This window comes from Chamaesiphon sp., from assembly GCF_041738855.1.
Classification (GTDB): Bacteria; Cyanobacteriota; Cyanobacteriia; order Cyanobacteriales; family Chamaesiphonaceae; genus Chamaesiphon.
The window spans coordinates 1-14,027 of the sequence record NZ_JBGSPA010000183.1 but is presented as its reverse complement, the minus strand read 5'-3'; the positions used below and the strand labels follow the sequence as shown (position 1 = coordinate 14,027).

7 protein-coding genes are annotated in these 14,027 nt (G+C 44.6%); 1 reads left to right on the top strand and 6 read right to left on the bottom strand.

What is annotated here, in order from left to right:
• The first annotated feature begins 159 nt into the window (after positions 1–159).
• On the top strand, positions 160–2,295 hold the full coding sequence (locus ACEW9I_RS19720; RefSeq protein ID WP_373542038.1) for an AAA family ATPase: 2,136 nt from the start codon (positions 160–162) through the stop codon (positions 2,293–2,295).
• A gap of 8 nt (positions 2,296–2,303) precedes the next feature.
• Here the strand turns inward: ACEW9I_RS19720 and ACEW9I_RS19715 are convergent, their stop codons facing one another.
• From ACEW9I_RS19715 to ACEW9I_RS19690, 6 genes are all read right to left on the bottom strand, one after another.
• Positions 2,304–3,230 carry a nucleotidyl transferase AbiEii/AbiGii toxin family protein gene (locus ACEW9I_RS19715; RefSeq protein ID WP_373542036.1) on the bottom strand — a complete coding sequence of 309 codons (927 nt, stop codon included), beginning with the start codon at positions 3,228–3,230 and terminating at the stop codon, positions 2,304–2,306.
• Complete coding sequence (locus tag ACEW9I_RS19710) at positions 3,227–3,919, bottom strand: type IV toxin-antitoxin system AbiEi family antitoxin domain-containing protein (RefSeq protein WP_373542035.1); 693 nt, start codon at positions 3,917–3,919, stop codon at positions 3,227–3,229. The genes ACEW9I_RS19715 and ACEW9I_RS19710 overlap by 4 nt, the downstream gene beginning before the upstream one ends.
• A 140-nt stretch (positions 3,920–4,059) precedes the next feature.
• The gene (locus ACEW9I_RS19705) at positions 4,060–9,345 is read right to left on the bottom strand and encodes an ATP-binding protein (RefSeq protein WP_373542034.1); all 5,286 of its coding nucleotides are present in this window, start codon (positions 9,343–9,345) and stop codon (positions 4,060–4,062) included.
• Positions 9,346–9,457: 112 nt separating this feature from the next.
• Complete coding sequence (locus ACEW9I_RS19700) at positions 9,458–12,292, bottom strand: DUF3854 domain-containing protein (protein WP_373542033.1); 2,835 nt, start codon at positions 12,290–12,292, stop codon at positions 9,458–9,460.
• A 276-nt stretch (positions 12,293–12,568) separates the two neighbouring features.
• Positions 12,569–12,835 carry a hypothetical protein gene (locus ACEW9I_RS19695; RefSeq protein WP_373542032.1) on the bottom strand — a complete coding sequence of 89 codons (267 nt, stop codon included), beginning with the start codon at positions 12,833–12,835 and terminating at the stop codon, positions 12,569–12,571.
• A 387-nt stretch (positions 12,836–13,222) separates the two neighbouring features.
• Positions 13,223–13,789 carry a tyrosine-type recombinase/integrase gene (locus tag ACEW9I_RS19690; RefSeq protein ID WP_373542037.1) on the bottom strand — a complete coding sequence of 189 codons (567 nt, stop codon included), beginning with the start codon at positions 13,787–13,789 and terminating at the stop codon, positions 13,223–13,225.
• Positions 13,790–14,027 lie beyond the last annotated feature (238 nt).

Here is a 14,027-nt window from a genome sequence, read left to right as displayed (position 1 = left end):
AAGGACTTGCACCTTCATCAATCGGACAGTTCAAGCCTTGAAGTGCTACATGTCTGGTAGCCAGCTTGGTAAGGTTATTTACGGACTTGACCGTGATTCACTTACAACGAATCGCACTATGATTGCGGGTCGCTACACCTAGCAGCCCAAGTCGAACGACTGGGCTATGAAATCGAATATCGCCCCCACGGACAGTTTGAGATTGTCGGGTACGATCGAGAGCATCTAGAGGATTTTAGCAAGCGGCGAATGCAGATCCTCTCTGAGTGCCCAGGTAATAGCACCTGGCAGACTCGTGAAGAAAGTTGGCAGCGTACCCGCAAGCATAAAGAGCGTATTCCCCAATCGGAGCTAAAAGCACGATGGCAGCAGGAAGCGGCGGATTTAGGTATCGAAATCGTGCGATCGGGATTGCTAAAAGTAGAACGGAATACCACCACAGCCACCAAGGATCGCTACATTGAAGATGCGATCGTTCACTGTTCCGAGCGGAGTGTTGACTTTAGAGTCGAAGATATCGAGAAATTCATCATCGCCCAACGGTTGCCGATCGATATTACCGAAATTAGCTCTCTGTGCGACGATCGACTGGATTTAATTAAACTCGATGGCAACTACACCACTTACAACGCCTTGGTGCGTGAGGATCGGACGATCTCGCTGATGCGAGGCACAAAAGCCGAAACAGCACCGATCGCCAGTTCGAGTCGTGTAGCAGACTATCTGCAAAATACCACACTCAACGCTGGACAGCGACAAGCGATCGGGCTAGCCGCCACGACCGCAGATCGAGTAATTGCGTGGCAGGGTGTCGCTGGCGCGGGAAAAACATCCGCCCTTGCCGAACTCAAACAACTTGCCAACTTAAATGAAGTCGAAGTGAAAGGATTTGCCCCCAGTGCCGAAGCTGCCAAAGTGTTAAGTGATGAATTAGGGATCGAGGCCCAGACAGTAGCAAGAAAACTCTGTAGTCGCGAGGAACTGCCGAGTAAAGATGAATTGTGGATTGTTGATGAAGCGGGTTTATTGAGTGCCGATGATGCGCTGGCACTATTATCTAGAGCCAAAAAAGAGAACGCACGAGTATTACTTGTTGGTGATACCCGCCAGCTATCGTCAGTGGCGGCAGGGAATCCCTTTAGATCGTTACAAGCAGCGGGAATGGCCACCGCCCGACTCACGGTATCGCTCCGCCAAAAAGACCCAAATCTCAAAGCTGCGGTAGATGCTCTTGCCGATGGCGAGATCGATCGCGGTTTTGCACTGTTAGAGCAAAATAATAGTATCGTCACAGTTGCTAAAGATGAGATCGCTATTAAAATTGCCGCTGAGTATTTAGCCCTCAGCCCCGCACAGAGAGCTAAAACATTAATCGTATCGGGAACTAACGATAAGCGACGGGAGATTACAACAGCGATCCGTGAAGGATTGAGAGCCAGTGGATCGATCGGCCCAGACATCCCGACTCGGCAATTGGTAGATTATAAATTTACCAAGGTTGAAAACTGCTACGCTCATAATTACAGTGTCGGCGATATTGTCGTCCCGATTCACAATTACAACCAACTGGTAAAAGGGCAAAGTTATGTAGTTGCTGACAAAGAAGCCGATTGCCTTGTCTTGAGATCCCCTGATGGCGAACGCCTCGTCACAGATTTGAATTTCGACAAAGCCCACTATCGCGAGGAATCGATCGGTGTAGCAGTCGGAGATCGGCTGCGCTGGAGTAAAAACGATGCACAGTTACAGCGACGCAACGGACAGGAATTCGAGATCGAGTCCACAGTCGAGCATCTGGCGAACCTTAAATACCGTGACGGTAGAACCGAAGCGATCGATCTGGCAATTGCTACGACGATATATGGCAGCCAGGGAAAAACTAGCGATCTGGTGCTTGTCGCGGCTGATGGGGTGCAGAACTCGGAAAGTTTTTATGTCGCAGCCAGTCGAGCTAAGAGCGAACTGAAAATTTTTACCGATTCACCAGATAATCTGCGATCGATGGTGATGGAATCGATGAGTAATCGCAATCCCCGCGAATTACTCTCGGATTTAGATCGGCGACAGGCAATATTGAAGGCTCAAAAACAACATGGAGTTGATGAGCGAAGCGTTTTGCAGGTAAAGGTTGAGCCGTTGCTAGATAATGTAAACGAAAGAAAGGATGAATTGGAGAAGCAAGAAAGTGTTAAGGTTCCTACTCATGGTGGAAGTGTAAAAGTTCCTACTCATGGTGGAGATGTCGGGACGCTGACATCTAGGGAAGATGAGCTTGACACCAATCCTGTTCGTTGATAACCGATTTAAACAATTTGCCAACCCAGAGCTGACGACCAAACGCGATTGAACTCAACTCCCTCACCGAGCGCAATTGTCGGAGGCATCAAAAAATCATGGAGAATCGATCGGATTTGGCTCAAAACCAAGCCCTCACCTGTAAGTTTCCCCTTTCGCACGAAAGCCATCCATTGCCGCTGTTTCGTTTCATCATCGGCAAACTCACTCTTCAAGGCTAACGGGGTATCGGTCGGGATGGGAGTACGGCGACGCTCAAATGTGGCAGCAATGGCTCGACCGAGCAGATTCCCCTCAAAAGTGAAATGTTGGGATAAATACCACAGATCGTAGAAATCCTTCATTCGTGTATTTCCGATTCCCAGCAGCACCATCGCCTCAAACTTTTCAGCGATGACAGTCTCGCGGTTGTAGGCATACAACTGAGGTGCGGGTAGATCCGCTAGGAGTGCGGGCAAACTTATCAGTTGCGCTGCGGGAGTAACGATATCGCCAAATCCCACATCGATCTGTAAATTAATCCGCGTCGGCGTACCTGCGATGAACGCGGTGAGCCGAATCCTCACGCCTGGGTACTCTCGATCTGCTTTGATTACTTCACCTTTTACCGTCGATATGTCGAATTCCAATCCATCTGGGACGATATCCGCCTGACAAACCGCTCGAAAGACGGCTTCTATTTCCGCGATTGAATTATCTCCCCGACATAATAGATCGACATCTTTAGTCGTCCGGTGGGGCGTATCGCTCCAGAGAACGAACAACATCGCCCCTTTGAGGATAAACCGCTCTCCAGCAACAGAGCAGTGTAATCGGTACAACAATCGTTCGATTCCATAGCGAGTTAGAACCAGATTGAAGTCCTCTTTCTGGGCGATTGCGAGGTTTAACAACCGCTGGCGGACTGAAGCGGCTAGATGTCGCGGCTGGTTCATGATAGGCATTCCAGGTAAGGACGCATCACTTTACTCATCCGACAAATTTTGGAGTATTCCCACAATTCATCCATCGAGCAGCGGCGAGACTCCCAGCTTTCCCGTAGAGCTTCAAGAGCTATGTCTAGCCCGATCTTGTGGCGATACTTAAAACAATCGACAATCGTTTTGGCTGGAGTGAATATTTGCACTCTTGTTCCCTCGATCGCGTGAGTTTCAATCCCCGCACTCAGAGCTAATCCCGACATATAGACCGGACGCAGTGATAGTACATCTGAATTAGGACGGCGGGCATGAACGTCGATCGCCACCCAGACTTCAAAGGGTGCTTGCGTCCCGATGCCGTGATACTGGAGGGCTGAGAGCAGACAAATTACCCCATGCTCCACCCGCTGACTGGCAACGGCGAGACTGTGATGTTCGGTGAGTTGGGCATCAATGTAAGTGTACATCCCCCGACCAGATTTGAATAGAATGCCTCGATCTACCAAGCGACGCAGATCTTCTGGATGAATGCCACCCGCGATCGCGTCGCGAGTCCGAATCGTACTTTGAGATTTGGCGAGATTGAGAATTCGTTGCTCTATTGGAGAAGCTGCATCAACGCTCCGATTTGAATCCATGAATAACGTAGGTAAATATTCACTATTACCGACATTATTACACAACTGTCGATCGAAAGCACTCAAATCCTAAAGCTGGGAGAAAAGCTAGCGGGGAATACATCGCGGGCTGTAAGTGGTTTCTCTGGCTCGTTTCCAGGTGTATACTTACTAACGATCGAGCAAGTAATGAGAATTGTAAATCTCTCCGTAAAAATCAAATCAGTTTAAGTAGAAGGATTGCTTAGAGAACTAGCTACCCGATCTGCAAGAATCCTTGCTCCCGCCACATCAAGTTCTTGCAATGGTTCCAGTATTTTTCTCAAATCTTGAAGTCGAGACTGTTTACTTACAATCCATTGACGATCGGAATCCCATAATCCAGCGAGAACTCGAACTAGAAGCTTATTTTCATCATCTCTATAATTGCTCAATAGCTCCTGATGTCGAACGATCGCCTTAAAGAGGCTACGTCGGAGCTGTTGATAACCCACAGTTTGACCGATCCGATAAAGCTGTTCTCTAATTCCCCGCCAAGGAAACAAAACATCCTGAAAACGCTCGAAGAATTGTGTGAGAGATCGATCGACACGAGCCGCATCTTCCTTAATTCTTGATTCCCTCGTTAGCAACTCGATCGATTTTTCCCAAACTTCTACATCATCGCCGAGAATTCTGAGACTAGCTTCCTGTCGATCGTTCGACTCACAAAGATAGTCACCAATTATCAAAGCTATTTGCTCCTTTAGATCTATATAGTCCAAATCTGGATTTTCACAGTCGATAAAGGAATAACTCAGCGTATCAACGATATGCCCCAACAGTATACAATCTCTCAAATCGATCGATTTGAGCCGAGCGATGAGTTCTTTAACTCGATCTACAGGATTTAGACACTTAGATAAAATTACTGCATCTAGAAGCTGCTCTTTCCGATTGTAAATAGATAAATTTATATCACTTCGACCGCTATCTTGTTTTGATTTATACTCTTTGTAGATATTTTCCCGTTTATGGAGAAATGTCTGTAGTACTCGATCGCATAGAGATGCGACTATTTCTCGATGTCGATCGCTATCTATATTCAATTTCAGGACGGGAACTAATACAGCCGCCAAAAATCCCCAGTCTAAAGAAGATCGGAAAAATCGCTCTTGTAACCAGTCAGGAAGCTGTTGGATTTGCTGAATCAATACATCTGGAATCCAATCAACAGTATCAACGATCGAAGATGGTGGAATCTTACCTTCTACAAAGCCATTCTGCAAATTTAACCAAGCTGCTTCAATTTCAGGATTTCTCCGTTGACAGACTTCGTAGTCAATTTCTTCAGGACGAGGAACTATGTAATATCCGTCATCCAGAGAATTTTTTTGAATGAGCTTTGCATAGGCAATCGAATGGGTTAGCGATATAAGACGAGCTATTCGAGGCGCAAGATTAATCAGCCGAGGTGTTAGGGGATGTTCGAGTCCATACTCTTTTAACCACGATTTCATAAAAGCAGATGTATTCCTATTGCTTACTCCGATAAAGCAGTGGAATATGGCGTTTTTCCAAATGATAATATTAGATTGAACATTTCTTATTAATCTAGGAGCAGCATGAGCTATAAATGCGTTTGCATCTAAGTTATAAACCTGGCAACGGTTGAAGCGATCTAAAGCAATAGGAAAATCGATTGAAGCTTCAGCTAAATGGTTTATTTCGGCTTGTAGCTCTTGGTTCAAAGTGTTGAATGGAGGTTCCAATATAATGGCGATCGCACCCCAAAACCCATTTGCTCTACGTTGCAGATCGACATCTTCTGTCCAGTAATTACTCTGAGCTTCACTAGTTAAAAGAGAAATCATTCGCTCGTGTAGCTCTAAAGTTTTCTCCTGTTCTCCATCTAGTACTTGTCTAGCAATCATCGAAATATCAAGATGTTGAAGATTTGCCATAGCTATTTCAGCTTGAGATTCAACTTCAGAGTTCTTAGGGAAACTTCCAATAAAATCAAAGAAGCTATTATTATCATGTTGAATTAAATTCCAGTTACTTGGATCGAATAGGATTCTAATTTTTAAAGCTTGATGCTCGCTAGATTTTGGAAGTAGCTCTAGTTGGCATTCATCCCAATCATTTAAAATGAGAGGAGATTTGTTGGCAATAATTATCTCATGTAACCAAATTTGAAGTGCTTTTTCTAATAAATGAATATGGCGATATTGCAGCTTGTGAAAGTCAAATAACTCTTGGCGTTCTTGCGGTAAGAGTTTTTGCGCTCCAATTGAGTCGAAGGCATAGTTCTGACCTCCATCGATTTGCTCTAACTCCAGCCACACTAACAACTGTATCGATGAAAGCAGTGGCAACAGAGGATCGCTTAATAGTCTGAGATCGCATTTTGCTAATGAAACAAGCACTCCAACCATCGCTACTGTATCGGCATACTGAAAAACTAGCGATATAGACTGTTCTAATTGCGATCGAGTCGGACGACTATACAGCCAACCTTCTAACGTCATTAGCAAACAAGGCAAAATGCTCGGACAAAAAGGATAATTTCGATGCCAATATAATGCGTGTCTTCCACCTTTAAGGAACTTACGCTCGCCATCAAAAATTATAGTTATTCCATCAGTATCAGTTGCTAACGAGCCTTCCAATCGACCTTTTAACCATCGATGTTGATGCCAGTATTCTGTTGCTACTTTGGAGAGAGTTGCTACTATATCTATTGCCAAAGCTTCATTTAGCTCCAGCAGCGATAGCAACGGCGTAAACTTGAAAGTGCAGACATCAATCTCATGCGATCCCGATGTTCGCCAATCATCATTCAAAGAATCATCTTTATCTTCCTCTTCATACTGATAGGAAGGTGGTTTGATTGTTAGAGCTAACAACAATTCAGCACCAAGATCGGGAGAAAATCTCATTACACAGTTGAGATATAGTCCCCCTCGATCGAGCATGAACTTACGAAACCGACGATTTACTGTTGCTTGCGGGCCGCTTGGATGAGGAGCCGCTAACACCCCAATACCAGGGATAGCGATCGAGCGAGAAACTTCCGTCGGTTCTAGTTTGTTGGCAGGAACGATTTCTCGCCCTGCTAATGCTCTTAGAAACCAGCTCGAACGTTCTGGAACAATTTTGAGTGCAAGAACTATACATACAAAAGCATTTGACTCAAAATCACCTAAGTAATAATATTTTCGATTAGATAGTTGTGGTTGAGGTATTAATCCTTTCTCTTTGAGTTCGATAAATTCAAATATATCGATATTGCGGGAGATTTGTGATGTTTCTGGATCGGGATCGGGCAATAATACTCTTTGGGCTAAATCTAAGGTGAAGTTGGCAACTTCAGATCGAAGTGGAAAATTTTTGGTATATACACACCAGATCAGCCAAACTTCAGCAGCTTTAAAAAATATGCAAGATTCTGCGATTAAGATCTCTGGAGTTTGAGCTAGGAGCCAACGCCACACAGGTTCCCATAAATCTACTTTTGGAATTCCCGTTGCCTTTGCTTCAATGGCAATACGCTCTGGGAGGGAAACTGACTGTAAAATCTCTGTATATAGAGGATCTAAATCTGTCGCGATCGCTAAAAGACGAGCGATCGTACGTTCGATAATGAATGGCAAACTTTGATGAGGACATCGATCGAGAAGGGTACCTGGCTGCTTGCTCAGAATTGAACCATCTAACAACAAATCCAAGAGTTGTAGATATTCACCATCTAATGCCTCAATTATTAGTTCTTCCCAAGTTTCGCTTGCTGGTGAGTTCATCGCGAGTTGCAACATCAACCAGCGAATGGGTTGAACCCAAAAAGGATTTTTAAGGTATTCGACTAGATGTTGACATTCAATTTCTCGAATGTTTGCTCGTAGAAATTGAAACCTCGCACAATCTCCTACAAAGCGATGGGTAAATGCAAGCCTCTCATTCATAACTCGCAGACAGTCTCTTCGTACCAGCGTCCGTAAAGTTTCGGTTTTAATTGATGGATCGAAGTACAGTAGAAGATCTGGCGTAAATCTAGTTGCCAGTTCCCCAGCGATTTTAATCAATGCTTGACTAGAATCACTTAAATCTTGCCCATCTCGAATACAATCGTGCCAGAACCAAGTTAATAAATCCAAGTCGTTTCTGAACACAGAGACATCAAGCTGCTCCTGTCGATCGCTGCGAACTAGCCAATCGACTAACTTGAGATTGAGAGCAGGCCCGAATTCGCGGTGTCGATCGATCAGACTAATGATACTAGTGGGTAGATCTCTAGATAACTGAAGTTCCCTAATTGGAAGCTGTGCTAACTTGATAGTGGGACATACAAAGTTGTTGCCAAATCGAGCGGCAACCTTTTCATTAATCCGCTGTTTAGCATCTAGATGTGCTACTAGAATAAACCGCACGCTAGTCGGTTTAGCATTATCGATTAGGGTATTTTGGAGAAGGTTTAAAACTGCCTCAATGTGAAGATTGTCTGCATCACTTAAGTCATCAATAACAATTAGCACTGGTTTTTGAATGACACTAGCAACTAAAAGTTCGTCAAGCCTTCTCAGCCCTCGCCTCGCAGTTACATCTGATGATTCAGTAAAAGAAAAAATATCAGAGGCTTGTAAAAATAAGCAGTCAAAACTCTCTTTAAAATGCTGTTGGATACCAATTTTACAGAGGGCTGATTTCCCAGCACCAGTTGGGCCGATTAGGAGTGAGATCTTATTGTCAACTATCGATGTTTGTAAATTTGACAGTTGTGGTATGGGTAGAGTAACACGATCGCCCAAAGTTGCTCGAATGTTACCAAGTCGGTAACGAGATAGACTAAACAATCTGGCGATTATCGCTTGAAATGCTTCTAAGCTGCGATCGTGAATGAGTTCTTTCCAGATTAAACGACTGATACTTTCAGAAGAAAACCCCGAACCGAGTTGGAGCAGATATCCCAACCAACGAGATATTGTTGTTTCTGAATTTTCTTCTAGTCCGAGAGTTCCTAACTGAGCAGCTAAATCTTCTCTAGGATTAGAGACAAGCTCGTAACTGACATGTTTCTTAAAACGAGTTAAATCCTGAACTCGATCTTTATATTTTTTGCTTCCCCAGCCAGCAATGATATTAGTAGAATTCACTGAGGCTTCAATTTTGCCAGAGACTACAAATCTCAAACTATCTACCAAATTAGGGTGATGATTTAAAGCAAGATTGAAAATATTCCAAAGCTCCTCTAGTGCTTTATCCAGCGTACTGTTAGATAGCGTCCGCTTAACCTGTATAAAGGTTAAAGTATCTATATCTGACTCGGTAATATCTGAAATAGCTTCAGTCTGAATTTTTGTTGCTGTTATTAAATTCTGACGTTCTGAATCGGTCGATCTCTTCCAAAGATGTACGATCTTTAATAGCATTAGCAGAAATTGATGCTCAAATCCAGAGATCGCTTGTAATCCACCTTCTGCATGATGAGGATATTGCTGCTCCCATAGATTCTTAAATTTATCAATCGTAGACATAGAAAATTTAAGAATATCTGATGATGAGGTCATCGCAAGTTGTTGATTCTGCTTCTTTTAAGATTATATCACTTAGATTTTATTTGATTAATACCCTCACAAATCGCCAGTCTCAAACCGCCACAAACTCAAGATCGTTAAACTCGATCCAACTCGTCAGGTTCCCATTAGGCTTGAGGCAAGTATACGAGTCGCCCGACTTACTAAACTCACGAATTGTCAGGTTTCCGGCGTATTGCCGCTTGAGATTGGCACTGGAGCCGCTATACCTGACTAAATCCCCAATTTTGAATCGGAGCGATCGATTAGAAGAGGTAGATGGGGGATTTTTATCGTCAGCATCGTCAGCCAACCTCGAAACCCGCTGCTGTTCTGTATTTCGATGGCTGACGATATCTTCATTCTTATCGTCAGCTTTATCGTCAGCCGTTAAAATATCGTCAGCCTTACCATCAACTTTATCGTCAGCCATTGAAATATCGTCAGCCCTACAATCGTTATCCTGACTAGTTTTTTCCGAATGCTGACACTCGGCTGACGATACTGACGATAAAATCACACATTTCTCTAACACGATCTGCCGAGTTCCCACTTTTCCAATTCGAGCCTCTCGAACATCGATGCCTAATGCCTTGAGATCGGGTGCCAGTCGATTGAGTTGCCGCTTGAGGACATTGGCAGCTTTTGGGAAGTATCTCGATCGATAGGTAGCTTCATCCGTATGGTGTTCCAATTCATTCAGTAGTTCTGAAGCTGTCCCCTGCCAAGGTTCCCATGCCTTACGATGTTCCATCAGTCGGATAATCGCTTCCCCAACAGGCGAAGACTCAATTACTACTTGTCTGGACAGTTCGCGACTGTCATTAAAGACTGACATAAACTCACCTTTATTGAGTCCTAACGCTGTCTCACTCGCGATCGCAAAGAGCGCATAGTCAGCCATCCGAGGAAGTTTATCTGGCTCAATGTCGGGTAACGCTGCAAATGTTTGGCTCAGTGCCGTCAACAGTGCCCCCAGAATACGCGGACGCGCTGCTTCGATCTTGGCATTTAATTCCGCCTGGGGTAGTCGCTGCTGTTCGCTAATTTCACCGAGTTGTACCATCAGGACTCGATCTGCTAAGTCGTCACGAGTCACCAAAGAATCGATCGCTGTGACGATCTGGGGACGCGCAAACTCGAAGGTCGTCTCTTCATCAGTGCTAAATAGAGTGCGCGTACTGTAGCCGAATCCAGTCGCGATCCGACATAAATCGTCCGATTGGTCTGCACTAATATGTCCCACATTATCGTAGACCATCAATAGCCGACGGGATGCCGAGACTGCGAGCTTATGGGTATCCCCTTGCAGCTTGATAAGTGGGGCTTTGCCAGGATCGATTAAACCTTTGAGCATTTCTGCGGCAACGGTCTTGCCGCTCCCTCGGTGTGCCGATAATACTAATACCGGATAGGTTTTATTTGGACAGAAGCAGAATAGTAAGAAGGTGATAATCAAAGTCCATGCCGAGCCATCTACATTGAGCAATTCCCGTAATTCTGCCAGATTTCCCCCAACGACGGGATAAGGGAGCGGACGTAGCGAATCTGGTCGCCAAAATCGCACGGGTGGATCGTCGATCGTGGGCCAGCCAGTAGGATCGATCTCGATCGCCTTCCAGTCTGGAGTACCCAAGTCGAGATAAATCGTCTCCCGCTCTTGGGCGATGCGAAGATGAACTTCACGAGTTGCCGAATCCTGTCCGTACAGAGCGATCGCTTCTAGGGTTGAGAGCGTATCTTGCATCGTCTGTGAGCCGATCCCTTTCCCCTCGACATTAAAATACTCACCTGAGAGCCACATTCTAAAAGCTCTGGAGCGAACCGCATAGGTGTGACGGTTGCCAGCAATCGCGATATCGGCATAAGCAACTCGATCGGGAGTTTGGAAGTAAGTAGCAGTTCTGCCGATCTCTAACAACCGCTCTGCAACTGACTTGAGTGGCTTTTTGGAGCCGTAGGCTTCATCATCTATTGCCGCTGTCTCAAACTGTTTGGCACCATCGATAACTTGATGGAATGCCTCAATTCCACAGTTAAAAATGAGATCGTCAATGCCTTTACCACGATCGCTACTCCAATCGGCTAAATAAACTTGACAATCTGCGGCTATTAATAGACCAGCAAATCTTTTAGTTGCAGCCCGAACCATATTTATCGTTTTAGGCTTGCTGTCCTTGTCAAATGCAATATTTATCCTTCTATTCGGGGTAGAAATTAACTTTAAATCGTTAATTAATGTGTAATCCTTTTCACCCTTATTCAGTTCGGGACAGCCATTCCAAACCCCAGTTAACGAGATACAAATCTCGCCAGTGCTAATCCCACTTAATGCCTTCTTTGCTCCTTCCGTAGTGGTTACAGGGATAGTTGAATCATCTCGAAGCCACTGTAAAAATGCTAGGCTGAGTCGTTGGCAATCATCTCGCCATTCATCCGAGCCGATATCTACTAATTGCCATTGCCTTGTAACTAGATCGGGGGGTAAAGCCACGCCTACACGCACTGAGATCGCTTGCCATGTTTCCCAATCGATTACAGGTAGGAATGCCTTACAAGGCTTTTTCGCTGGATGCTCGTACTTAATTGGCTTACCTTCTTTATCTAGTCGCGGCTGGAGCGGTTTGAAACTATTACAGCTAGCAATACAATCGCGTTCGATATTGATGCCAGTGTATGATATACCGCCATGTTCGACGATCGAGGCGTATGTATCTCGATATCCCTTCTTTAACGTCCCGTTGTTATTGTGGATCTTTATTTCTCCCAACAGTTCGCTAATTGCCTTATCGCCGTTGAGAAACTCAGCATTGAGCAAACACAGTCGGGGATCGATCGCACTAGCATAAAATTCTTCAATGACACTTTCGGGGAAGTAGTCTGTCAGAATCGAATAGTCGTACTTCATGAGATATTCTCTTTAATAATATCAAGACTTATGTTCGTCTAATTTTCCAGTCAGAGTGCAACTAGTTGATATGTATCTAATGCTTATTGATTCTTTTCGCACAAAACAACCATCCGGTTGTCTCCCAGAGCATTGGGTGGCAACGCAAGATTACACAAATCCTATTAGGGTTTCACAAGTTTAAAAACACTAATTTCGGATTTGTGGACGCGAATTTGTCAGAGTAATAGTAAGTACCCCACTAGTAGTTTTTAGATCTACTAGTGGGGTATTGTTTTAGCACACTGATGGCAACGTCGCCAGGTACTCTTCAACTAAAATTTGATGGTCTGGTCGATCGCCAGACGTTAAGTAATCGATTAACAAGATTAGGTTCCAGAGGATCTTCCCCCTTTCTACTGGCTGAATCCAGTAGATCCCCTTGGGTAACTTGGATCTTAACTGGGCTGAGTGCCAAGCAGAGATATCGAAACGCTCTTCTCTGATTGCCGCCTCAGAAAGGAATTTGAAGCAGCGAGATTTGGCTCTGGAGGATGTTTTCATAGCAATGACAATCGTGAGATAATAGTGGTGTTTTCTTTTTTAGTCTTAATCGGAAGACTTAATTTAATTTTGTCTTTCGATTAATTCTTTTCTAGTGCATAACTTGTCGAATTAACTGGATTAAACAGTTAGTTCACTGATGCAGTGACGGAACCGCCACGGTTTTTTAAGGTCTAATCTTTAACTATTGACAATTAGCGACAATCGTCACTATCGGCTTTGGCTGTTTTACTTGCGGGAAGGGTTAGTCACAAATAAGCTTGGCAAGGCTGACAAGTATAATATAGTACATATCTACTGGTATAGCAACAGCTATTTATTTTCTTTCCCGTTCTGGTAAAAAATCGATGCGATTGTATCGAAAAGACTTGACAATTTCAGTTTCTATCAATCGTCAGAATTGCGATCGTTTATACTTACAAATAAGACCTGTCGATCGATCGCATGAGCATAGGTTGACAGTAGAACTCGCTTATCGTGTCCTGTCTGTTCTGCTAGTGCGATTGGGTTCGCACCTTGCGCGAGGGCGTGAGAAATAGCTGAATGTCGCAAGTTGTAGGGCGTTCGGTACTCGATCTGACAACTGGTTAAAATAGTTTTCCAAGCTCGATTACAAAAATTGTGGTCGTCGATGGCGACACCCTTGGGACTAGGGAACACCAAGTCATCTTGTTGCGGCTTTAACCTTTGGTCGCGAGCGATTAAAAACTGCTTGAGTACTGGGTTGAGTTGAATCGTTCTAGCCTTCCCAGTTTTCGTACCCTTCTGATTCCTTCTGGAGATCGATTCACCGATCCAAGCAGTGGATCGATCGACCCCTAAATGCTTCCATCTCAAACCAGCAGCTTCACCAGGACGGCAAGCTGAATTGGCGAGGAATAATACAAAATCAGTGTAGTGGGAGTATTGGGGGTGATTTACAAACGCACTGACGATCGCTTGGAATTCGGCAATGGTGAATGGCTTGGGCTGTTTGGGAACTCGATTATTGTCTCTAGAACGCGATCGACTAAGAGAGTCATCCCAAGGGTTAGGATCGACTACATGATACTGATACTGTTGGCGAATTCAAAAATCGATCGCTTGGCGGCGATTGCGAAACGCTGGCGATTCAGGTCGCGCGCTTCCGATGTGCCATTTTTTCAAAATGAGAACGGCGAGTTTGAGCCAGAGGAATCTCTTCGAGCCAAGC

Excerpts from the sequence above, each read along its gene's own strand:
- ACEW9I_RS19700 (WP_373542033.1), bottom strand. The coding sequence starts at position 12,292 with ATGAAGTACGACTATTCGATTCTGACAGACTACTTCCCCGAAAGTGTC.
- ACEW9I_RS19705 (WP_373542034.1), bottom strand. The coding sequence starts at position 9,345 with ATGTCTACGATTGATAAATTTAAGAATCTATGGGAGCAGCAATATCCT.
- ACEW9I_RS19715 (WP_373542036.1), bottom strand. The coding sequence starts at position 3,230 with ATGAACCAGCCGCGACATCTAGCCGCTTCAGTCCGCCAGCGGTTGTTA.
- ACEW9I_RS19695 (WP_373542032.1), bottom strand. The coding sequence starts at position 12,835 with ATGAAAACATCCTCCAGAGCCAAATCTCGCTGCTTCAAATTCCTTTCT.